Source organism: Streptomyces thermoviolaceus (genome assembly GCF_045209695.1).
GTDB lineage: Bacteria > Actinomycetota > Actinomycetes > Streptomycetales > Streptomycetaceae > Streptomyces > Streptomyces thermoviolaceus.
On record NZ_CP109280.1, the window covers coordinates 4,848,172 to 4,870,457 of the forward strand.

The following is a 22,286-nucleotide window of genomic DNA, read 5'->3' on the forward strand; positions in this document are numbered from 1 at the left end:
GCGTCTCCCGGACGCCGCGCAGGGCCGCCCGGCCGGACCACCGGGCACGCACCCGCGAGTCCGCGCACGTCACACCGGTGCAGGTCCCCTGAGCCGCACACCGGTGTGACGTGCGCAGGGACCAGGCGCCCTCACCGCCCGCGTTCCCGCTCCTCCACCACCGCGTTGTACGCCGCCACCAGCGCCCGCCGGGCCGTCCGCTCCACCGGCGTGAGCGCCGCGCTGCGCGCCGCCATCTGCGCGGCGCTCACCGCACCCCCGTGCCCGTTGTCGTACGCCAGCGACACCAGCAGCCGCACCCGCTGCGCCAGCTCCAGCACCCGCACCGCCCGCGGCGGATACCCCGGCGCCAGCACCTCCCGGCCACGCTCGGACCGTGCCCGATAGGCGTCGATGGCCGCCTCGGCCACCGGCCCCGACGCCGCGACGTCCAGCTTCGACAGCACCTCGGTCGCCTCCCGCAGCGCCTCGGCCAGCTCCCGCTCCGCCTCGCCCAACGACGGCACATCGGCCGGCGGCGCCTGTCGCACCGGCAGCACATGCCACACCACCTCGGCATGCACATCGCCCTCCGGCCCGGCCTCGAACACCTCGGGCACCAGCCCGAACGCCGCGTCGTGGCAGACCACCGCCTCCTCGGCCGCCAGCGCCCGCGCATTGAACTCCGGCGGCCCGCTCAGCCCCAGCGGATGTCCCGGCGCCGGCAGCGCCACCCGCAGGGCGCTCACCCCGAGCGCGCGCAACCGCCCCAGCGCGAGCGTCAGTCCGACGGGCCCCGTCTCACCGGGCAGACCCTCCACCCGGTGCACGGCGTCCTCGCCCACGATGGCGACAACGGCGTCGTCCGGAGAGACAAGTCCGGCAAGCAGGGCATTTCCCCAAGCGGCGAGGCGACCAGAGCGCGGTTCCGACAGCATGCCCCCACCCTAAGGACCGGACCGCGGGAACAGACCGCCCATCTCGTGGCGTAGATTCGGTGAGGGCTGCGCCCACCGGCGCGGCGGACCGAGCCACAGGCGTACGCGACAGCCGGCACCGGCGGCACACTGCAAGGGGAGACACGCGCTCATGAGCGATGTTCTGGAGCTTCAGGACGTATCCGTGGTCCGGGAGGGCCGGGCTCTGGTGGACCAGGTCTCCTGGTCGGTCAAGGAGGGTGAGCGCTGGGTCATCCTCGGCCCCAACGGCGCCGGGAAGACCACCCTGCTGAACGTCGCCTCCAGCTACCTCTTCCCCAGCAAGGGCACCGCCACCATCCTCGGCGAGACCCTCGGCAAGCCCGGCACCGACGTGTTCGAGCTGCGTCCCCGCATCGGCATGGCCGGCATCGCCATGGCGGAGAAGCTCCCCAAGCGTCAGACCGTCCTGCAGACCGTGCTCACCGCCGCCTACGGCATGACGGCCGGCTGGCAGGAGGAGTACGAGGACATCGACGAACAGCGCGCCCGCGCCTTCCTCGACCGCCTCGGCATGACCGACCACCTCGACCGGCGCTTCGGCACCCTGTCCGAGGGCGAGCGCAAGCGCACCCTGATCGCCCGTGCCCTGATGACCGACCCCGAGCTGCTGCTGCTGGACGAGCCCGCCGCCGGCCTCGACCTCGGCGGCCGCGAGGACCTCGTCCGCCGCCTCGGCCGGCTCGCCCGCGACCCCATCGCCCCCTCGATGATCATGGTCACCCACCACGTCGAGGAGATCGCCCCCGGCTTCACCCACGTCCTGATGATCCGCCAGGGCAAGGTGCTCACCGCCGGACCGCTGGAGCTGGAGCTCACCTCCCGCAACCTCTCGCACTGCTTCGGCCTGCCGCTCGTCGTCGAGCGGGTCGGCGACCGCTGGACCGCCCACGGCCTGCCGCTGTCCTGAACCCCCGCGCCGGGCCTGCCCCCTGCCGTCGCCACCGGGCCACCGGTGCGCGCTCTGTCCGCCGCACCGGCCCGCGACCTACCATGACCGCGTGGACGACATCGACGCATGGGTGTGGTGGCTGGTCGGAGCGGCAGCGCTCGGCATTCCGCTGGTGACGACCGCGATGCCGGAGTTCGGGATGCTCGCGGTCGGCGCCGTCGCCGCCGCGGTCGCGGCGGGCATCGGCTTCGGCGTGGTCGTGCAGGTGATCGCCTTCGTCGTCGTCTCGGTCGCGCTGATCGCCGTCGTCCGGCCCATCGCACGCCGGCACAGCCGCCAACTGCCCCGTCTGACCACCGGCGTCGAGGCGCTGAAGGGCCGTCAGGCCGTCGTGCTCGAACGCGTCGACGGCACCGGCGGCCGCATCAAACTCGCCGGCGAGGTCTGGTCGGCCCGCGCCCTGGACGCCGACCGCACCTACGAAGCCGGCACCCAGGTCGACGTCGTCGACATCGAGGGGGCCACCGCCATCGTCATGTGACCCGGACCGTGCGGCAGGACGGCACGGAACCTGGACCGAACACCTCACGAGGCACGCGACGGTCTGTCAGACTCGACAACAAGATCTACAACAGCCCACAGCCATAAGATCTTTCGAAAGCGCCGAGGCGGGAGAAGGGTACAGGGAGCCGACGATGGAACCGGTCCTCATCGTCCTGATCGTTCTGGTGGTGTTGGTCTTCATCGCCTTGATCAAGACCATCCAAGTCATCCCACAGGCCAGCGCCGCCATCGTCGAGCGCTTCGGCCGTTACACACGCACACTCAACGCGGGCCTGAACATCGTCGTCCCGTTCATCGACACCATCCGCAACCGCATCGACCTGCGCGAACAGGTCGTGCCGTTCCCGCCCCAGCCGGTGATCACCCAGGACAACCTGGTCGTCAACATCGACACCGTCATCTACTACCAGGTCACCGACGCCCGCGCCGCCACCTACGAGGTCTCCAGCTACATCCAGGCCATCGAACAGCTCACCGTGACCACCCTGCGCAACATCATCGGTGGCATGGACCTGGAGCGCACCCTCACCTCCCGTGAGGAGATCAACGCGGCCCTGCGCGGTGTCCTCGACGAGGCCACCGGCAAGTGGGGCATCCGCGTCAACCGCGTCGAGCTGAAGGCCATCGAACCGCCCACCTCCATCCAGGACTCGATGGAGAAGCAGATGCGCGCCGACCGGGACAAGCGCGCCGCGATCCTCCAGGCCGAAGGTGTCCGGCAGTCCGAGATCCTGCGCGCCGAGGGCGAGAAGCAGTCCCAGATCCTGCGTGCCGAGGGTGAGGCGAAGGCCGCCGCCCTGCGCGCCGAGGGTGAGGCCCAGGCCGTCCGCACCGTCTTCGAGGCCATCCACGCCGGCGACCCGGACCAGAAGCTGCTGTCCTACCAGTACCTGCAGATGCTGCCCAAGATCGCCGAGGGCGGGGCCAACAAGCTCTGGATCGTCCCCAGCGAGATCGGCGACGCCCTCAAGGGCCTGTCCGGCGCCGTCGGCAACCTCGGTGCCATGGCCGGGGGTTCGCCCTCCGGCGGCGGCTCCGGCGCGGGCGGCACGACCGTACCGCCGCAGAACGACGGCAGGAACAACCCGACCGAGCGCCGCGAGCGGCCCACCATCGACTGACCGGCCGGACGGCAGGGGGAGCACCACAGCCCCGTGGTGCTCCCCCTGCCGTCCGCGGCGACGTCCCGCTTCAGGCGGCCTCACGGACCGCCCACGCGGGCAGCGCGCCCTCCTCGTCCTGCCCGAGCGCCAGCAGCATCGCGTCCGCCGGTGACGGCTCGAACGGCTGCCGCAGCAGCGGCATTCCGGCCTCCTCCGGCGTCCGGTCCGCCTTGCGGTGATTGTCCCGCGCGCACGACGCCACTGTGTTCAGCCAGGTGTCCTGGCCGCCCCGCGACCGCGGCACCAGATGGTCCACGGTGGTCGCCCGCCCGCCGCAGTACGCGCAGCGGTGCCGGTCCCGCAGCAGCACCCCCCGCCGTGACCACGGGGCGTGTCTTCGGAACGGCACCCGCACATACCGGCACAACCGGATCACCCGGGGTGCGGGCATGTCCACTGCGGCCCCGCGCATGCGCAGTTCGGGATGAGCCAGCTCCACGACGGCCTTGTCCTGCAGCACCAGCACCACGGCGCGGTTCAGGGTCACCGTCGACAACGGCTCGAAGCTCGCGTTCAGCACCAGCGTGTCCCGCATCCGGCCCACCTTTCGTGTGCACCAGCCCGCCCCCGGCGGACCCGGAACAACTCTGGTCGGGTGCGCCGAGATGGACAACGCAATAAAAATGCCCGCCTTCGATCGACTTCAAAGACCGAAGACGGGCAGACCTTGTGAGAACGCCCGGCGCCCGGTGCGCGCTCAGCTCTCGGCGGGCACCTCGTACACACCGATCAGCTGCGCCCGGGCCAGTGTGTGGAACCGCAGGTTGAAGCCCACCACCGCGGGCGAGGCGTCCGCGTCCACACCCAGCTTCTCCTGGTCCACGGCGTACACCGTGAACACATAGCGGTGCGGACCGTCCCCGGGCGGCGGCGCGGCCCCGCCGAAGTCCCGCGTGCCGTAGTCGTTGCGCACGTGCACGGCACCCTCGGGCAGCCCTTCGAACGACCCGCTGCCGGCACCCGCCGGAAGCTGAGTCACCGAGGCCGGGATGTCGAACAGCACCCAGTGCCAGAACCCGCTGCCCGTCGGGGCGTCCGGGTCGTAGCAGGTCACCGCGAAGCTCTTCGTCTCCGGCGGGAAGCCCTCCCACCGCAGCTGCGGCGAGGTGTTCCCGGCCGCGTAGACCTGAGCGTCCTTGAGGGTCGCCCCCTCCTGGACGTCGTCGCTCGTCACCGTGAAGGACGGCACGGGCGGATGGAAGTCGTGGGGGAGCGGCGGCCTCTTCAGCTCGGTCACCTCAATACCTCCTGATAGGTCGAGGGTGGCTCCAGAACGGAACCAGCACTTCCGAAGCCTAGAACCAGTTCCGCCGGCTGCCGACCTCGGCGATCCACGAGTGCAGGTACGCCGCCCAGTCGGTCCCCTGGAAGTCGTGCAGGTTCACCTGGAACGCGCGGTAGGTGTCGCCGCCCTCGGTGAACAGCCCGTCCTTCTTGTCCATCTCCAGCACGACGTCCATCGCCTGCCCGTCGGCCACGAAGCTCAGCTCGACCTGGTTCAGGCCCCGGTACTGCATCGGCGGGTAGAACTCGATCTCCTGGTAGAACGGCAGCGTCTGCCGGGTGCCGCGGATGTGGCCGCGCTCCATGTCGGCGTTCTTGAACATGAAGCCGAGCTGGATGAAGGCGTCCAGGATCGCCTTCTGCGCCGGCAGCGGGTGGACGTTGATCGGGTCCAGGTCGGTGGAGTCCACGGCCCGCGCGATCGCCAGCTGTGTGGTGACCCCGATGTGCATACCGCGCAGCGGCTGCCCGTCGATCATGGTCACCGGCGTCTCCCACGGAATCTCCAGGCCGAACGGCACCGCGTGCACGGCTCCCGCCTGCAGCTCGAAGGCACCGCCGAGCTGCACCCGGGTGAACTCGATGTCCTGCTTGTACTCCTGGTCGCCGCTCTCGACCTCGACCCGCGCCTGCAGCCCGACCGACAGCCCCTCGATCTGCTGGTTGACGGTTCCGCCCTGGATCCGCACCTCGCCCTGGACGACGCCGCCGGGCACGACGTTCTCCTCGTGCAGCACCGTCTCCACCGACGCCCCGCCGGCCCCCAGGCTCGCGAGCAGCTTCTTGAACGCCATCGACTCTCCCTTACGTGTACGGATCCTGATCCCTACCAACGCGATCCGGCGGCGCCCGGTTCCGTACCCCGCCACCGGCGAAGCGACGAGGGCATGACACTTGCGTGCCGCCCTGGGACCCCACCCGTCTGGACTACGCTCGGAAGCCATGATCGCGCCCTCGGACCGTACGCCCCTGCCCCGGGAGTTCTTCGACCGCCCCGTCCTCGAGGTCGCCCCCGACCTGCTGGGCCGGATCCTGGTCCGTACGACGCCGGACGGCCCGATCGCCGTGCGTCTGACGGAGGTGGAGGCCTACGACGGCGAGAACGATCCCGGATCCCACGCCTACCGGGGCCGCACCGCGCGCAACGCCGTGATGTTCGGACCTCCCGGCCACGTGTACGTCTACTTCACCTACGGCATGTGGCACTGCATGAACCTGGTGTGCGGACCGGAGGGACGTGCCGCCGGAGTCCTGCTCCGGGCCGGCGAGATCGTCGAGGGCGCCGAACTGGCCCGCACCCGCCGCCGCTCGGCCCGCAACGACAAGGAGTTGGCGAAGGGCCCGGCCCGGCTCGCCACCGCCCTGGCCGTCGACCGCTCCCTGGACGGCACCGACGCATGCGCCACGGGGGACACACCCATCCGCGTCCTCACCGGCACACCGGTTCCCGCCGACCGGGTGTGCAACGGCCCGCGCACCGGCGTCGCCGGCGACGGAGGGAACGGCGACCTCCACCCGTGGCGCTTCTGGATCGCCGACGACCCGACGGTCAGCCCGTACCGGCCGCACACACCGCGCCGCCGCTGACGCCTCGACAGCCGGAGCCACCGAGGGAAGTTGACTCCGGCCGCGAAGATGCGTAACGTGGCCCGAGCCGCTGAACCGGGTACGGCGTCTGCCTGCAGCCGGAGCGGTCAACCCACTACCTACCTTGATCCCCTCAGCGGGGCCGTTCGTGGTGTGTTCGCATGCCCGAATACGAAACCGCCCGACTCGATTATGAGTCCCGAGGGAAATCGGCTACGGTAGTGAATGTCGAAAGGCCGAACGGCGAAAGCCTGAAAGCCTGCAGACAAACCCCGCTGACTGGGGATCAGGTCGAGAAAAGATCTGATAGAGTCGGAGACACCGAAGGGAAAACGCCCGGAGGAAAGCCCGAGAGGGTGAGTACGAAGGAAGCGTTCGTTCCTTGAGAACTCAACAGCGTGCCAAAAGTCAACGCCAGATATGTTGATGCCCCGTCTGCCGAAGCTTCGGTTTCGGTGACTGGGTTCCTTTGAAAACACAGCGAGGACGCTGTGAACCGGAGGGATTATTCCTTCCTCTGGTTCCGCTCCCGTGTGTGTGAACCGGATCACCGGTAGGCATTCACGGAGAGTTTGATCCTGGCTCAGGACGAACGCTGGCGGCGTGCTTAACACATGCAAGTCGAACGATGAAGCCCCTTCGGGGGTGGATTAGTGGCGAACGGGTGAGTAACACGTGGGCAATCTGCCCTGCACTCTGGGACAAGCCCTGGAAACGGGGTCTAATACCGGATACGACACAGGGAGGCATCTCCTCTGTGTGGAAAGCTCCGGCGGTGCAGGATGAGCCCGCGGCCTATCAGCTTGTTGGTGAGGTAACGGCTCACCAAGGCGACGACGGGTAGCCGGCCTGAGAGGGCGACCGGCCACACTGGGACTGAGACACGGCCCAGACTCCTACGGGAGGCAGCAGTGGGGAATATTGCACAATGGGCGCAAGCCTGATGCAGCGACGCCGCGTGAGGGATGACGGCCTTCGGGTTGTAAACCTCTTTCAGCAGGGAAGAAGCGCAAGTGACGGTACCTGCAGAAGAAGCGCCGGCTAACTACGTGCCAGCAGCCGCGGTAATACGTAGGGCGCAAGCGTTGTCCGGAATTATTGGGCGTAAAGAGCTCGTAGGCGGCTTGTCGCGTCGGTTGTGAAAGCCCGGGGCTTAACTCCGGGTCTGCAGTCGATACGGGCAGGCTAGAGTTCGGTAGGGGAGATCGGAATTCCTGGTGTAGCGGTGAAATGCGCAGATATCAGGAGGAACACCGGTGGCGAAGGCGGATCTCTGGGCCGATACTGACGCTGAGGAGCGAAAGCGTGGGGAGCGAACAGGATTAGATACCCTGGTAGTCCACGCCGTAAACGGTGGGCACTAGGTGTGGGCAGCATTCCACGTTGTCCGTGCCGTAGCTAACGCATTAAGTGCCCCGCCTGGGGAGTACGGCCGCAAGGCTAAAACTCAAAGGAATTGACGGGGGCCCGCACAAGCGGCGGAGCATGTGGCTTAATTCGACGCAACGCGAAGAACCTTACCAAGGCTTGACATACACCGGAAACATCCAGAGATGGGTGCCCCCTTGTGGTCGGTGTACAGGTGGTGCATGGCTGTCGTCAGCTCGTGTCGTGAGATGTTGGGTTAAGTCCCGCAACGAGCGCAACCCTTGTCCCGTGTTGCCAGCAGGCCCTTGTGGTGCTGGGGACTCACGGGAGACCGCCGGGGTCAACTCGGAGGAAGGTGGGGACGACGTCAAGTCATCATGCCCCTTATGTCTTGGGCTGCACACGTGCTACAATGGCCGGTACAAAGAGCTGCGATACCGTGAGGTGGAGCGAATCTCAAAAAGCCGGTCTCAGTTCGGATTGGGGTCTGCAACTCGACCCCATGAAGTCGGAGTCGCTAGTAATCGCAGATCAGCATTGCTGCGGTGAATACGTTCCCGGGCCTTGTACACACCGCCCGTCACGTCACGAAAGTCGGTAACACCCGAAGCCGGTGGCCCAACCCCTTGTGGGAGGGAGCTGTCGAAGGTGGGACTGGCGATTGGGACGAAGTCGTAACAAGGTAGCCGTACCGGAAGGTGCGGCTGGATCACCTCCTTTCTAAGGAGCACTTCTACCGTGTCTCTTTCGGGGGATGCGGTCAGAGGCCAGTATGTGAGCGAGTGTCTCGCACTGGTTGCTCATGGGTGGAACGTTGACTATTCGGTCGGAGTCTCGGCTTGGAGGCTGCTAGTACTGCTCTTGGAGCGTGGAACGTGGTCGTCCGGGGGGATTCCGGTCCGGGCACGCTGTTGGGTCCTGAGGGAACGAGGTTTTCCTCAGTGCCGGCCCCGGTGTAGGTCTGCGGAAGTGGGCTGTGACGGGTGGCTGGTCGTTGTTTGAGAACTGCACAGTGGACGCGAGCATCTGTGGCCAAGTTTTTAAGGGCGCACGGTGGATGCCTTGGCACCAGGAACCGATGAAGGACGTGGGAGGCCGCGATAGGCCCCGGGGAGTCGTCAACCAGGCTTTGATCCGGGGGTGTCCGAATGGGGAAACCCGGCAGTCGTCATGGGCTGTCACCCGCTGCTGAACACATAGGCAGTGTGGAGGGAACGCGGGGAAGTGAAACATCTCAGTACCCGCAGGAAGAGAAAACAACCGTGATTCCGGGAGTAGTGGCGAGCGAAACTGGATGAGGCCAAACCGTATGCGTGTGAGACCCGGCAGGGGTTGCGTATGCGGGGTTGTGGGGTTGCTCTTCCACGGTCTGCCGGCCGTGGGGCGAGTGAGAAACCGTATGGATAGGCGAAGGGCATGCGAAAGGCCTGGCGTAGAGGGTAAGACCCCCGTAGTCGAAATCTGTGCGGCTCGCTTGAGTGATTCCCAAGTAGCACGGGGCCCGAGAAATCCCGTGTGAATCTGGCGGGACCACCCGCTAAGCCTAAATATTCCCTGGTGACCGATAGCGGATAGTACCGTGAGGGAATGGTGAAAAGTACCCCGGGAGGGGAGTGAAATAGTACCTGAAACCGTGTGCCTACAAGCCGTGGGAGCGTCGCATGCAAGCTTGCTTGTATGTCGTGACTGCGTGCCTTTTGAAGAATGAGCCTGCGAGTTTGCGGTGTGTTGCGAGGTTAACCCGGGTGGGGTAGCCGTAGCGAAAGCGAGTCCGAAGAGGGCGTTTGAGTAGCACGCTCAAGACCCGAAGCGGGGTGATCTAGCCATGGGCAGGTTGAAGCGGAGGTAAGACTTCGTGGAGGACCGAACCCACCAGGGTTGAAAACCTGGGGGATGACCTGTGGTTAGGGGTGAAAGGCCAATCAAACTCCGTGATAGCTGGTTCTCCCCGAAATGCATTTAGGTGCAGCGTCGTGTGTTTCTTGCCGGAGGTAGAGCACTGGATAGGCGATGGGCCTTACCGGGTTACTGACCTTAGCCAAACTCCGAATGCCGGTAAGTGAGAGCGCGGCAGTGAGACTGTGGGGGATAAGCTCCATGGTCGAGAGGGAAACAGCCCAGAGCATCGACTAAGGCCCCTAAGCGTGCGCTAAGTGGGAAAGGATGTGGAGTCGCAGAGACAACCAGGAGGTTGGCTTAGAAGCAGCCATCCTTGAAAGAGTGCGTAATAGCTCACTGGTCTAGTGATTCCGCGCCGACAATGTAGCGGGGCTCAAGCGTACCGCCGAAGTCGTGTCAATCCAGCGTGAAGCCTTAACGGGTGCTGGGTTGGGTAGGGGAGCGTCGTCTGCCGGGTGAAGCAGCCGTGGAAGCGAGTTGTGGACGGTTGACGAGTGAGAATGCAGGCATGAGTAGCGATTCACACGTGAGAAACGTGTGCGCCGATTGACCAAGGGTTCCTGGGTCAAGCTGATCTGCCCAGGGTAAGTCGGGACCTAAGGCGAGGCCGACAGGCGTAGTCGATGGATAACCGGTTGATATTCCGGTACCCGCTGTGAAGCGCCCGACATCGAATCCAGTGATGCTAAGCCCGTGAAGCCGCCCGTCTTCAGCTTTGCTGTTGGTGGGAGTGGTGGAGCCGGTGGCCCGAGCTGGTAGTAGGTGAGTGATGGGGTGACGCAGGAAGGTAGTCCATCCCGGGCGGTGGTTGTCCCGGGGTAAGGGTGTAGGACGGTGTGTAGGTAAATCCGCATGCCATTGAGTCTGAGACCTGATGCCGAGCCGATTGTGGTGAAGTGGATGATCCTATGCTGTCGAGAAAAGCCTCTAGCGAGTTTCATGGCGGCCCGTACCCTAAACCGACTCAGGTGGTCAGGTAGAGAATACCGAGGCGTTCGGGTGAACTATGGTTAAGGAACTCGGCAAAATGCCCCCGTAACTTCGGGAGAAGGGGGGCCAGTCCTGGTGATGGGCCTTGCGTTCGGAGCTGGGGTTGGCCGCAGAGACCAGCGAGAAGCGACTGTTTACTAAAAACACAGGTCCGTGCGAAGCCGTAAGGCGATGTATACGGACTGACGCCTGCCCGGTGCTGGAACGTTAAGGGGACCGGTTAGCTGGCTTTCGGGCCGGCGAAGCTGAGAACTTAAGCGCCAGTAAACGGCGGTGGTAACTATAACCATCCTAAGGTAGCGAAATTCCTTGTCGGGTAAGTTCCGACCTGCACGAATGGCGTAACGACTTCTCGACTGTCTCAACCATAGGCCCGGTGAAATTGCACTACGAGTAAAGATGCTCGTTTCGCGCAGCAGGACGGAAAGACCCCGGGACCTTTACTACAGTTTGATATTGGTGTTCGGTTCGGCTTGTGTAGGATAGCTGGGAGACTGTGAAGCCTGGACGCCAGTTCGGGTGGAGTCGTCGTTGAAATACCAGTCTGGTCGTGCTGGATGTCTAACCTGGGTCCGTGATCCGGATCAGGGACAGTGTCTGATGGGTAGTTTAACTGGGGCGGTTGCCTCCTAAAGGGTAACGGAGGCGCCCAAAGGTTCCCTCAGCCTGGTTGGCAATCAGGTGTTGAGTGTAAGTGCACAAGGGAGCTTGACTGTGAGACCGACGGGTCGAGCAGGGACGAAAGTCGGGACTAGTGATCCGGCGGTGGCTTGTGGAAGCGCCGTCGCTCAACGGATAAAAGGTACCCCGGGGATAACAGGCTGATCTTCCCCAAGAGTCCATATCGACGGGATGGTTTGGCACCTCGATGTCGGCTCGTCGCATCCTGGGGCTGGAGTCGGTCCCAAGGGTTGGGCTGTTCGCCCATTAAAGCGGTACGCGAGCTGGGTTTAGAACGTCGTGAGACAGTTCGGTCCCTATCCGCTGTGCGCGTAGGAGTCTTGAGAAGGGCTGTCCCTAGTACGAGAGGACCGGGACGGACGAACCTCTGGTGTGCCAGTTGTTCTGCCAAGGGCATGGCTGGTTGGCTACGTTCGGGAGGGATAACCGCTGAAAGCATCTAAGCGGGAAGCCTGCTTCGAGATGAGGGCTCCCACCCACTTGATGGGGTAAGGCTCCCAGTAGATGACTGGGTTGATAGGCCGGATCTGGAAGCCAGGTGACTGGTGGAGGTGACCGGTACTAATAGGCCGAGGGCTTGTCCTCAGGTGCTCGCGTCCACTGTCAGTTCTGAGGCAACGAACAGTTGCCGGCTTCGAGAGAACAGACAATTGAAGAGTGTGCTTGTTCGCTCGAAACCATTAGGGTTTCGGTGGTCATAGCGTAGGGGAAACGCCCGGTTACATTCCGAACCCGGAAGCTAAGCCTTACAGCGCCGATGGTACTGCAGGGGGGACCCTGTGGGAGAGTAGGACGCCGCCGAACAATTGTTGGAGGACCCCTGGTCGCCAGCGTACAGCTGGGATCAGGGGTTCTTTCATTTGGAGCAAGCAGCGCCCGGGCGCACCGGGGCGGCCGACGCGCGCGAGAAACACGCGAGCAGTCATCACGCGGTACAGCAGACAGGAGTCACCGATGTCCACCAACTCTCCAGACGAGCGTCCGGAACGCGACCAACGCCGCCGGGACGATGGTGACCGTGCTGACCGCAACGACCGCGGCAGCTACCGCGCGGGGTCGCGCCGTGGCCACGACCGCGGCGGCAACGGCCGTCGTGACGACCGCCGAGGAGGCGACCGGGACCGTGGCTTCCGGCGGGACGGCGACCGTCCGTCCTACCGTCGCGACGACCGTGGTGCGTTCCGCCGTGACGACCGTCGTGACGACCGCAGGGACGACCGGCGGGGATACGGCCGCGACGACGACCGCGGCCGGTACGGCCGTCGGGACGACGAGCGCGGCTACGGCCGCCGGGACGACCGGGACCGAGGCGGGTACGGGCGTCGTGGTGACCGCTTCGAGCGGCCCGAGCGGGGCGGGTTTCGCCGTGACGACCGCACGGACGAGCGGAACGAACGCAACGCGCGGCACACCGACCGACGGGACGAGCGGTCCTCGTACCGCCGGGACGGCGAGCGTGCCGGCCACGGCCGCCGGGACGACCGCGACCGTGGTGTCCGCCGGGACGGCGACCGTCCCTCCCCGCACCGGGACGACACGCGCGGCGAGCGGGGCGGATTCCGCGGCCGTGACGACCGAGGGGGTCGTGGGCCCCGCCGGGACGGACGTGGCGGACGCCCGGGCGGTTTCCGTGGCCGTGACGACCGGCGCGGCGGTGGCCGGTTCCGTGACGACCGGGACCGCGAGCCGATCAAGCGGCTGCCGATCCCGCCGGAGGTCACCGGCGAGGAGATCGACAAGGACGTCCGGCAGGAACTGCAGAGCCTGCCCAGGACGCTCGCCGAGGACGTCGCCAAGAACCTGGTGATGGTCGCCCGGCTCATCGACGAGGACCCCGAGGCGGCCTACGGCTACTCCAAGGTGGCGCTGCGGCTGGCCTCTCGGGTCGCCGCCGTGCGCGAGGCCGCCGGATTCGCGGCGTACGCCAACCAGAAGTACGGCGAGGCGCTCGCCGAGTTCCGGGCCGCCCGGCGGATGACCGGCAGCGTGGAGCTGTGGCCCGTCATGGCGGACTGCGAGCGCGGACTCGGCCGCCCGGAGAAGGCGCTGGACATGGCCGGGGCGCCGGAAGTGCACCGGCTGGACAAGGCCGGCCAGGTCGAGATGCGGCTCGTCGCGGCCGGTGCCCGGCGTGACATGGGGCAGCTGGACGCCGCCATCGTGACGCTGCAGAGCCCCGAACTGGCCTCCCGCTCCACGCAGCCGTGGTCCGCGCGGCTGCGCTACGCCTACGCCGACGCGCTGCTGGCGGCCGGGCGGGAGCGTGAGGCGCGCGAGTGGTTCGCCAAGGCCGTCGAGGCCGACCGGGACGGCAGCACCGACGCCTCGGACCGGCTCGCCGAGCTGGACGGCATCGAGTTCACCGACGCCCTCGACGAGACCCACACCGAGGACGACGAGGACCTGGCCGGGACCGAGACCGACGGCGCCCGGCGCGACAGCGGCCAGGGCGGCCGCTGACGACCGGGTCCGGTCGCGGCCGGCGGCGCCGACGGAGATGCGACAGGAGGGCGGCCACCCCGTGCGGGTGGCCGCCCTCTGCGCGTTCCACAGGTCCGGGCGCGTCCGGGACTCGCGGTGCCCGGACTCACATGTCCAGGACGCGCAGCACCAGCCCCGACGCCGGTTTCGGGCCGAACGACGTGGACTTGCGGGGCATGGTCACGCCCTGGCGGGCCAGGTCGCGCACCACGTCCTCGCGGACCGGATGCATCAGGACGGCCGTGCCCCCGTCCAGCTCCGCCTTGGCGACGGTCGCGGCGGTGTCGTGGATGTAGGCGATGCGGGCGGGATCGTCCTCCGGGATGTGCCAGACGTGCTCCAGGAGGGTCGCATGCAGGACCGTCGCGTCCAGGGTGCGCCACGCCTCAGGGTGGTCCGCCGGGACCGTGCGGGCCAGCAGCGCCGGATCCGGGCGGTCCACCAGGTGGAACGCGCCGTCCCCGGCCAGCAGGTAGGCGTTGCTCTCCTCGGCCGCCTCCGCCAGCGCCTCCAGGGCGGCCGGCAACGGCACCTCGAGGTGCCGCACCCGGAACAGGCCGTCCAGCGCGGACAGCGCCTCGGCGACCGGCAGGCCGTGCAGCAGGCGGTGGATGGCGCGGACCCGCAGCGGATAGCGGGCGGTGTCCACGAGCAGCACCAGGCCGAAATCCCAGGGGCTGGGGGAGGGGTGCTCCGCGCGCAGGCTGCGGTACGTCGCCCAGCGGTGGTGGCCGTCGGCGATCAGGGCCTGATGCTCCGACAGATCCGCCTGGATCTTGGCCAGGTCCCCGGGGTCGGTGATGGACCACAGACGGTGATGGAAGCCGTCCTCGGTGGTCGTCGCCAGCAGCGGAGGCTGCTCGACGGTGCGCTCCAGGATCACGGTCGTGGCGGCGGCGGACCCGTTGCCGCGGTAGGTGAGCAGCAGGGGTTCGAGGTTGGCGCAGGTGGCCCGCATCAGATCGGCGCGGTCGGCGACGACGTGCGGCATCACGTCCTCGTGCGGCAGCACCACGCCCTCGTCCGGGTCGGACACGCGCAGGGCGCCGATCAGCCCGCGCTGCAGCAGACCGTCGCCGTCGCGTTGCTCGTAGACGTACAGGCCCGGCTCCGGGTCGGCGGTCAGGACGCCCTCGGCCAGCCAGCGACGCAGGGTGGCGGCCGCCTGCGCGTTCCGGGCGGCGGGATCGCCCGCCTGCGGCAGGATCAGCCGGACGATGTTGTGGGGGTCGGCGGATTCCAGATGGTGCAACCCGTCGGGCCGTACGACGACGTCGTACGGCGGGGACGTCACGGCCGCCAGGCTGCCGACCCGGTCGGGGGCGTAGCGCAGGCCTCGGAACGGGGTGAGGTCGAGGCCGCGGCGGGGTGCTGCCGACGAGTGACCTGCAGTGCTCATCCCGGCATCGTACGTGTGTCAGTGCCATGCGGCATGATCGGAGGGGAATCGGCACGAGGAGCGATGCGGAATGAGCCGGGGCGCAAGGACCAGGCCCGAGGGCAGCGAGCAGGCCCTGAGCGAGGCGTACGACACGGCCCTGCTCGACCTGGACGGCGTGGTGTACGCGGGAGGCGCGGCGATCGACCACGCCGTGGACGCGCTGGCCGCCGCCCGGGCGGGCGGCATGCGGCTGGCCTACGTCACCAACAACGCCCTGCGTCCGCCGGACGCGGTGGCCGCCCACCTGACCGAGCTGGGCATACCGGCCGAGCCGTCGGACGTGGTCACCTCCGCGCAGGCGGTGGCCCGGCTGATCGCCGGTCAGGTGCCCGAGGGGTCGCGGGTCCTCGTGATCGGCGGTGAGGGGCTGCGGATCGCGCTGCGCGAGCGGGGGCTGGAGCCGGTGGAGTCCGCCGACGACGACCCGGCGGCGGTCGTGCAGGGCTACGGCGGGCCGGAGCTGCCGTGGGGGCGGCTCGCCGAGGCCTGCTACGCGATCGCGCGCGGGGTGCCGTGGTTCGCGTCCAACACCGACCTGACCATTCCGAGCGCGCGGGGGATCGCGCCCGGCAACGGGGCGGCGGTGGAGGTCGTGCGGATCGCGACCGGTGCCGAACCGCAGGTGGCGGGCAAGCCGCTGCCTCCGATGCACCGCGAGACGATCCTGCGCACGGGCGCCCGGCGGCCCCTCGTGGTGGGGGACCGGCTGGACACGGACATCGAAGGAGCGTTCAACGGCGAGGTCGACTCGCTGCTCGTGCTGACCGGGGTGACCGACGCCGCCCAGCTGCTCGCCGCTCCGCCGCAGCACCGGCCGACCTATGTGGACGCCGATCTGCGCGGCCTGCTCACCGGACAGCCGGAGATCACCCGCACCGGTGACGGTTTCCGGTGCGGAGGGTGGACGGCGACCGCGGGTGTCGCGCAGCTGGAGCTGACCGGCGACGGCACCGCCCTGGACGGACTGCGGGCGCTGTGCGCGGCGGCCTGGACGTCGGGCGGCGAGCAGCCGTGCCGGCTGAGCGCGGACAAGGCCCTGGCCCGACTGGGGCTGTGACGGCATCACGACCGGGGCCGTGACGGAGCGGGCGGGACTTCTGCGGCTCTCGCCGGGCGCACGTCCCGGAAGGGCGGGGCTTGCCCGTCGCGCGTCCCGGGAGGGCGGGTGACCTGCGCCTTTGCAGGGGCCGGCTTCTGCCCGGGAGGCGGCACGGTCCGGGCCCGGCGGAGGCGAGGGGCCGTGTGCGGCAAGGGACGTGACGGGTGATGAAGCGGGGAGGATAGGCTAACCTAACCGCGTGTTGGTCGACAGTCCTCCCGCGAAGCGCGCGCAGCAGTCCGCCGCGCCCCCGACCCGTCGAGGTGCGCGGACGGCCGGGCTCCTCATATCCGCCGTGATCCTGCTGCTCGTCGCCCTGACGAGCATCGCGGTCGGGGCGAAGGACCTGTCCCTGGCCCAGGTCTGGCACGGCCTGTTCCACGATGAGGGGACCTACGGCGACGTCGTGGTCGGCGAACGGCTGTCCCGCACGCTGCTCGGACTGCTCGCGGGGGCGGCGCTCGGCCTGGCCGGAGCCGTGCTCCAGGCGCTCACCCGCAACCCCCTGGCCGACCCCGGGGTGCTCGGCATCAACGCGGGCGCGTCCGCGGCCGTGGTGACCGCCCTCACCTTCCTGAACGTCACCAGCTTCAGCGGCTATGTGTGGTTCGCCTTCCTCGGCGCGGCGGTGGTGGGCGCGCTGGTGTGGTTCCTGGGCGGCAGCCGCAGCGCCACACCGGTGCGGCTGGCTCTGGCCGGCACGGCGCTCGGCGCCGCGCTCTACGGCTATGTGCAGGCCGTGATGATCAGCAACGGGGCGTCGCTGGGCAAGATGCGGTTCTGGACCGTGGGCTCCCTGGCCGCGGCCACCGGCGACACCGTGCTGCAGGTGCTGCCGTTCTGGCTGGTCGGCACGGTGCTGGCGCTGCTGCTGGCCCGGCCGCTGAACGCGATGGCGATGGGCGACGACACCGCCCGCGCCCTCGGCACCCACCTCACCCGGACCCGGGCGCTCGCCATGCTCGCCGCGACCGTGCTGTGCGGGGCGGCGACCGCCGCCTGCGGGCCGATCGTCTTCGTCGGCCTGATGGTCCCGCACGTCGTGCGCTCCTTCACCGGACCCGATCTGCGCTGGATCCTGCCCTACGCGACCCTGCTGTCGCCGGTGCTGCTGCTCGGCTCCGACGTCATCGGCCGGGTCGTCGCCCGGCCCTCCGAGGTGCAGGTCGGCGTCGTCACCGCGCTGATCGGCGGACCGGTGTTCATCCATCTCGTCCGGCGCCGGAGGACGGCTCAGCTGTGAAGACCACCCGAGTCCCCCGTACCCCCGACGCCGCGGAGCCGGCCGCCCGGACCCGGTGGGCCGCACGGTCCGTCCACCTCCCCGGCGGGCTGTCCCTGCGCCTCGACGTCAGGGCGTTCACCGTCGTCGTCGCGCTGCTGCTGGCCGCGCTCGCGGTGAGCGTCCTCCTCGTCGGCACCGGCGACTTCCCCATCTCCGCCTCCGACGTGCTCAAGTCGCTCGTCGGCCAGGGCAACCCGGGCCAGGAATTCGTCATCCGCGAGCTGCGGCTGCCCCGCGCCCTGGTGGGGCTGCTGGTCGGCGCCTGCCTGGGGCTGGGCGGCGCCCTGTTCCAGTCCGTGGCCCGCAACCCGCTGGGCAGCCCGGACGTGCTCGGCCTGTCCCAGGGCGCGACGGCCGGCGCGCTCGTCGTCATCGTCCTGTTCTCCGGCAGCGCCACCACGGTCACCTTCGGCGCCCTCGCCGGCGGCCTGCTCACCGGGCTGGCCATCTACCTCCTGGCCTGGAAGCGGGGCGTGCACGGCTACCGGCTGGTGCTGGTCGGCATCGGCGTCAACGCGGTCGTCACCGCCGTCAACGGCTACCTCATCACCAAGGCCGACTTCGTGGACGCCGCCCGCGCGGTGGTGTGGATGACCGGCTCCCTCGACGGCCGGGACTGGACGCAGGTCTGGCCGCTGCTCGCGCTGTGCGTGGTCCTGCTGCCGCTCGTCGCCGGCAACGCGCGCGGGCTGCGGATGCTGGAGATGGGCGACGACATCTCCCACGCCCTCGGGGTTCGCGTGGAGCGGGTCCGGATGCTGCTGATGGGTTCCGCCGTGCTGCTCACCGCGGCCGCGACCGCCGCCGCCGGTCCCGTCGCCTTCGTCGCGCTGACCGCGCCCCAGCTCGCCCGGCGGCTGACCCGCTCGCCCGGCCCCAACCTGGCGGCCGCCACCTGCATGGGAGCCGCCCTGCTGGTCGCCGCCGACTGGGCCTCCCAGCGTGTCTTCGGTGCCGACCAGCTGCCCGTCGGCGTGGTCACCGGCGTGCTCGGCGGGGTCTACCTGCTGTGGCTGCTGGTCACCGAGCGCCGGAAGGGACGGATATGAGCGCCTCGAGCACCCACCACACGTCCGACAGCGCAAGGAGCAGCGTGAACCGCCTGTCCGCCGACAACGTCACCCTCGCCTACGAGCAGCGGATCATCGCCGAACAGCTGTCCGTGGAGATACCCGACCACTCCTTCACGGTGATCGTCGGACCCAACGCGTGCGGCAAGTCCACGCTGCTGCGGGCGCTGTCGCGGATGCTCAAGCCCACCGAGGGCCGGGTGCTGCTGGACGGGCAGGTCATCCAGTCGCTGCCCGCGAAGCAGGTCGCCCGCACGCTCGGGCTGCTGCCGCAGTCCTCCGTCGCCCCCGACGGGATCACCGTCGGCGACCTGGTGAGCCGGGGCCGCTACCCGCACCAGGGCCTGCTGCGACAGTGGTCGGCCGAGGACGAGCGGGTCGTCCGGGAGGCCATGGAGCAGACCGGCGTGGCGGAGCTGGCCGGACGCTATGTGGACGAACTCTCGGGCGGTCAGCGCCAGCGGGTGTGGATCGCCATGGCGCTCGCCCAGCAGACGCCGCTGCTGCTGCTCGACGAGCCGACGACGTACCTGGACATCCAGCACCAGATCGACATCCTCGACCTGTGCGCCGAACTCCACGAGGAGCAGGGGCGCACCCTGGTCGCGGTGCTGCACGACCTCAACCACGCCGCCCGCTACGCCACCCACCTCATCGCCCTGCGCGACGGCAAGGTCGTCGCCGAGGGCGCGCCCAACGACATCGTCACCGCGGAGCTGGTGGAGGAGGTCTTCCACCTGCGCTGCCAGGTCATCGAGGACCCCGAGACCGGCACGCCGCTGGTGGTGCCCGCGGCCCGCTCCGCCCGCCGGCGTGCCGCCCGCCGGGCGGCGGCCGTCACAGAGGCGTCCTGAGCCGTCGCAGACGGCCCGGAAGATCCTGAGTCACAGCAGCTTCCTGAGCCGGAACAGGTCCATCAGGCCCGCCTCCAGCCGCACCCGGCCCGAGGCCCAGGCCGCGGCGAAGCCCAGCTCGCCGCCCACCAGGGCGACCAGGTCGTCCCCGGTCATCGCGAGCCGGATCTGCGCCCGGTGCGGCGGCGGGCCCGGCACCACACCGGACACCTCGATCCGCCCGCCGGCCAGACGGCCCGTGAAGGTGACGTCGAGGTCGGTGATGTGGCAGCTCACGGAACGGTCCAGCGAGGCCGCCGCACGGACGTCCCCGTCCGCGTGCGCCAGGCTGTCCGACAGCTTCTCGAGTGCGCTGCGGCACTCCTCGATCGTGGCCATCGCCGACGACCGTACCCCAGCGGCACGCGGTAGCGTTCGCGCATGACCGACTCTGTGACCGGGACGGAGGGGACCGCCGCCGCGGACGCGGCCGCTGCGCACGCCGGGCAGCAGGCGCCCGGTCCCGCCACGACCGACCCCGGGCCCGCCCCGCTGGACGTCGCCCGCACCCCCACCGGCGACCCGCACGTCGACGCCGCCCTGGAGCGGCTCGGCGACGTCGACCACCTCACCACGGACGGACATGCGGCGGTGTACGAGGATGTACATCAGGGGCTGCGTGACGCGCTCGCCGCGCTCGACGCCCGACCGGGACCTCCGGCGCCCCCGACCCCGCACGACCGCAGGAGCTGAACCGAACGTGGCACGAGTCGCACGCCGCCGTCTGGACGTGGAGCTGGTCAACCGCAAGCTGGCCCGCTCGCGGGAACACGCCAGCCAGCTGATCGCCGCGGGGCGGGTCACCGTCGGCAAGGTCGTGGCGACCAAGCCGGCCACGCAGGTGGAGACCGGCGCGGCCATCGTCGTCACGGCCGACGACAGCGATCCCGACTACGTCTCCCGCGGCGGGCACAAGCTCGCCGGCGCGCTCAAGGCGTTCGTCCCGCAGGGCCTGGTGGTCGAGGGCCGCCGGGCGCTGGACGCCGGTGCTTCCACCGGAGGCTTCACCGACGTGCTGCTGCGCGCCGGTGCCGCGCACGTCGTCGCCGTCGACGTCGGCTACGGGCAGCTCGCCTGGTCCCTGCAGCAGGACGACCGCGTCACCGTCAAGGACCGCACGAACGTCAGGGAGCTGACGCTGGAGGCGATCGACGGCGAGCCGGTGGACCTGGTCGTGGGCGACCTGTCGTTCATCCCGCTCGGCCTGGTGCTGCCCGCGCTGGTGCGGTGCGCGCGTCCGGACGCCGACCTGGTGCTGATGGTCAAACCGCAGTTCGAGGTGGGCCGGGAACGCCTGGGCAGCGGCGGCGTGGTCCGCAGCCCCGCCCTGCGGGCCGAGGCCGTACGGGGCGTGGCCGCCCGGGCCTGGGAGCTGGGGCTCGGGGTGAAGGGCGTGACCGCCAGCCCGCTGCCCGGACCGTCCGGGAACGTCGAATACTTTCTCTGGCTGCGTGCCGGTGCGCCCGAGGTGGACCCGGCCGACGTCGACCGAGCAGTGGCGGAGGGGCCGCGTTGACCGATACCCGAGCACGACATGTGTTCCTGCTGGCGCACACCGGCCGGCCGGCGGCCGTGCGCAGTGCCGAACTGGTGGTCAAGGGACTGCTGCGCAGCGGGATCGGGGTGCGGGTGCTGCGGGCGGAGGCGGTCGACCTGCCGCTGCCGGACGAGGTGCAGCTGGTCGAGGAGGCGACCCCGCAGTGCCTGGACGGGTGCGAGCTGCTGATCGTGCTCGGCGGGGACGGCACGCTGCTGCGCGGCGCCGAGCTCGCCCGTGCCTCCGGGGTGCCGATGCTGGGCGTCAACCTGGGCCGGGTCGGGTTCCTCGCCGAGGCCGAGCGCGACGACCTGGACAAGGTCGTGGACCGAGTGGTGGCCCGCTCCTACGAGGTCGAGGAACGCATGACGGTCGATGTCGTCGTGCACCGCAACGGCGAGGTCGTCCACACCGACTGGGCGCTGAACGAGGCCGCCGTGCAGAAGGTGTCCGCCGAGCGGATGCTGGAGGTCGTCCTGGAGATCGACGGCCGGCCGGTGACCGGGTTCGGCTGCGACGGCATCGTGTGCGCCACGCCGACCGGGTCGACCGCGTACGCCTTCTCCGCCGGCGGGCCGGTGGTGTGGCCGGAGGTGGAGGCGCTGCTGATGGTGCCGATCAGCGCGCACGCGCTGTTCGCCAAGCCGTTGGTGACCTCGCCGGACTCGGTGCTGGCCGTGGAGGTGATGCCGCACGTGCCGCCGGGGGTGCTGTGGTGCGACGGGCGGCGCACGGTGGAGCTGCCGCCCGGGGCACGGGTGGAGGTGCGGCGCGGCGCGGTGCCGGTCCGGCTGGCCCGGCTGCACCACGCGTCCTTCACCGACCGGCTGGTGGCGAAGTTCGCCCTGCCGGTGTCGGGGTGGCGCGGGGCGCCGCACCAGTGACGGCGTGGAGTACGCACGGGGCGTCGCACCGCTGACGCAGCAAGCGCCGCGCCGGTGAATGCCGGGAGCGTGCCACGGTGACCCACGGGCCGTCGCACCGGCTGATGACGACAGCGCCGCGCCGGTGACAGCGAGGGGCGCCCCATGCCGCTGGTGACAAGGACGTCGCGCGCCGGTTCCCGGATGGCGGGCCGCCGCGCCCCGGCGTGTGC

The 22,286-nt window shown here is 69.2% G+C and carries 18 protein-coding genes and 3 rRNA genes; 15 read left to right on the forward strand and 6 right to left on the reverse strand.

Features of this window, described 5'->3' with window-relative positions:
- Positions 1 to 131: 131 nt before the first annotated feature.
- Positions 132 to 917: a hypothetical protein gene (locus OG899_RS21130; RefSeq protein WP_125499087.1), complete on the reverse strand. Its 786-nt coding sequence runs from the start codon at positions 915 to 917 to the stop codon at positions 132 to 134.
- Between the two features lie 151 nt (positions 918 to 1,068).
- On the opposite strand from OG899_RS21130, the gene OG899_RS21135 reads away from it, so the two are divergent.
- The 3 genes from OG899_RS21135 (at position 1,069) to OG899_RS21145 (ending at position 3,533) form a co-directional block, all read left to right on the forward strand.
- Positions 1,069 to 1,866, forward strand: coding sequence for an ABC transporter ATP-binding protein (locus tag OG899_RS21135; RefSeq protein ID WP_125499088.1), 798 nt, complete (start codon positions 1,069 to 1,071; stop codon positions 1,864 to 1,866).
- Between the two features lie 91 nt (positions 1,867 to 1,957).
- Positions 1,958 to 2,389: an NfeD family protein gene (locus OG899_RS21140; RefSeq protein ID WP_125499089.1), complete on the forward strand. Its 432-nt coding sequence runs from the start codon at positions 1,958 to 1,960 to the stop codon at positions 2,387 to 2,389.
- A gap of 154 nt (positions 2,390 to 2,543) precedes the next feature.
- Complete coding sequence (locus tag OG899_RS21145) at positions 2,544 to 3,533, forward strand: SPFH domain-containing protein (RefSeq protein ID WP_125499090.1); 990 nt, start codon at positions 2,544 to 2,546, stop codon at positions 3,531 to 3,533.
- A 70-nt stretch (positions 3,534 to 3,603) separates the two neighbouring features.
- Here the strand turns inward: OG899_RS21145 and OG899_RS21150 are convergent, their stop codons facing one another.
- The 3 genes from OG899_RS21150 to OG899_RS21160 all read right to left on the reverse strand — a co-directional run bounded on the left by OG899_RS21150 (position 3,604) and on the right by OG899_RS21160 (position 5,653).
- Positions 3,604 to 4,110, reverse strand: a complete 507-nt coding sequence (locus OG899_RS21150) for an HNH endonuclease (protein ID WP_125499091.1) — start codon at positions 4,108 to 4,110, stop codon at positions 3,604 to 3,606.
- Between the two features lie 162 nt (positions 4,111 to 4,272).
- Positions 4,273 to 4,812, reverse strand: a complete 540-nt coding sequence (locus OG899_RS21155; RefSeq protein ID WP_125499092.1) for a YbhB/YbcL family Raf kinase inhibitor-like protein — start codon at positions 4,810 to 4,812, stop codon at positions 4,273 to 4,275.
- 58 nt (positions 4,813 to 4,870) lie between these two features.
- Positions 4,871 to 5,653 (reverse strand): sporulation protein, encoded by a 783-nt coding sequence (locus OG899_RS21160; protein ID WP_125499093.1) that lies wholly within the window; start codon positions 5,651 to 5,653, stop codon positions 4,871 to 4,873.
- A gap of 148 nt (positions 5,654 to 5,801) precedes the next feature.
- Between OG899_RS21160 and OG899_RS21165 the strand changes: the two genes are divergently transcribed.
- The 5 genes from OG899_RS21165 to OG899_RS21185 all read left to right on the forward strand — a co-directional run bounded on the left by OG899_RS21165 (position 5,802) and on the right by OG899_RS21185 (position 13,844).
- Positions 5,802 to 6,446 carry a DNA-3-methyladenine glycosylase gene (locus tag OG899_RS21165; RefSeq protein WP_125499094.1) on the forward strand — a complete coding sequence of 215 codons (645 nt, stop codon included), beginning with the start codon at positions 5,802 to 5,804 and terminating at the stop codon, positions 6,444 to 6,446.
- A 560-nt stretch (positions 6,447 to 7,006) separates the two neighbouring features.
- A 16S ribosomal RNA gene (locus OG899_RS21170) occupies positions 7,007 to 8,534 on the forward strand.
- Positions 8,535 to 8,844: 310 nt separating this feature from the next.
- Positions 8,845 to 11,969 (forward strand): 23S ribosomal RNA (locus OG899_RS21175).
- A 102-nt stretch (positions 11,970 to 12,071) separates the two neighbouring features.
- A 5S ribosomal RNA gene (rrf, locus tag OG899_RS21180) occupies positions 12,072 to 12,188 on the forward strand.
- Together the 16S, 23S and 5S rRNA genes form the textbook arrangement of a ribosomal RNA operon.
- A gap of 150 nt (positions 12,189 to 12,338) precedes the next feature.
- Positions 12,339 to 13,844, forward strand: coding sequence for a tetratricopeptide repeat protein (locus OG899_RS21185; RefSeq protein WP_168130784.1), 1,506 nt, complete (start codon positions 12,339 to 12,341; stop codon positions 13,842 to 13,844).
- A gap of 127 nt (positions 13,845 to 13,971) precedes the next feature.
- On the opposite strand, the gene OG899_RS21190 is transcribed toward OG899_RS21185, so the two are convergent.
- Positions 13,972 to 15,264, reverse strand: coding sequence for a DUF1015 domain-containing protein (locus OG899_RS21190; RefSeq protein WP_125498650.1), 1,293 nt, complete (start codon positions 15,262 to 15,264; stop codon positions 13,972 to 13,974).
- Between the two features lie 70 nt (positions 15,265 to 15,334).
- Between OG899_RS21190 and OG899_RS21195 the strand changes: the two genes are divergently transcribed.
- The 4 genes from OG899_RS21195 to OG899_RS21210 all read left to right on the forward strand — a co-directional run bounded on the left by OG899_RS21195 (position 15,335) and on the right by OG899_RS21210 (position 19,614).
- Entirely contained in the window at positions 15,335 to 16,363 is a 1,029-nt protein-coding gene (locus tag OG899_RS21195; RefSeq protein WP_125498652.1) for an HAD hydrolase-like protein, read from the forward strand.
- A 241-nt stretch (positions 16,364 to 16,604) separates the two neighbouring features.
- A complete protein-coding gene (locus OG899_RS21200) occupies positions 16,605 to 17,648 on the forward strand; it encodes an iron ABC transporter permease (protein ID WP_125498654.1) in 1,044 nt (347 codons plus the stop codon).
- 89 nt (positions 17,649 to 17,737) lie between these two features.
- Positions 17,738 to 18,739: an iron chelate uptake ABC transporter family permease subunit gene (locus OG899_RS21205; RefSeq protein ID WP_206344977.1), complete on the forward strand. Its 1,002-nt coding sequence runs from the start codon at positions 17,738 to 17,740 to the stop codon at positions 18,737 to 18,739.
- Entirely contained in the window at positions 18,736 to 19,614 is an 879-nt protein-coding gene (locus tag OG899_RS21210) for an ABC transporter ATP-binding protein (protein WP_125498658.1), read from the forward strand. Before OG899_RS21205 ends, OG899_RS21210 begins: the two co-directional genes overlap by 4 nt.
- Positions 19,615 to 19,644: 30 nt before the next feature.
- Here OG899_RS21210 and OG899_RS21215 read toward each other — a convergent pair whose 3' ends face one another.
- Positions 19,645 to 19,992 carry a sterol-binding protein gene (locus OG899_RS21215; RefSeq protein WP_125498660.1) on the reverse strand — a complete coding sequence of 116 codons (348 nt, stop codon included), beginning with the start codon at positions 19,990 to 19,992 and terminating at the stop codon, positions 19,645 to 19,647.
- 42 nt (positions 19,993 to 20,034) lie between these two features.
- Between OG899_RS21215 and OG899_RS21220 the strand changes: the two genes are divergently transcribed.
- Genes OG899_RS21220 through OG899_RS21230 form a run of 3 tightly spaced genes read left to right on the forward strand, consistent with a single transcriptional unit; the run spans position 20,035 to position 22,074 of the window.
- On the forward strand, positions 20,035 to 20,346 hold the full coding sequence (locus tag OG899_RS21220) for a hypothetical protein (protein ID WP_125498661.1): 312 nt from the start codon (positions 20,035 to 20,037) through the stop codon (positions 20,344 to 20,346).
- Positions 20,347 to 20,353: 7 nt separating this feature from the next.
- Positions 20,354 to 21,169 (forward strand): TlyA family RNA methyltransferase, encoded by an 816-nt coding sequence (locus OG899_RS21225; protein ID WP_125498663.1) that lies wholly within the window; start codon positions 20,354 to 20,356, stop codon positions 21,167 to 21,169.
- The gene (locus OG899_RS21230; protein WP_125498665.1) at positions 21,166 to 22,074 is read left to right on the forward strand and encodes an NAD kinase; all 909 of its coding nucleotides are present in this window, start codon (positions 21,166 to 21,168) and stop codon (positions 22,072 to 22,074) included. Before OG899_RS21225 ends, OG899_RS21230 begins: the two co-directional genes overlap by 4 nt.
- Positions 22,075 to 22,286 lie beyond the last annotated feature (212 nt).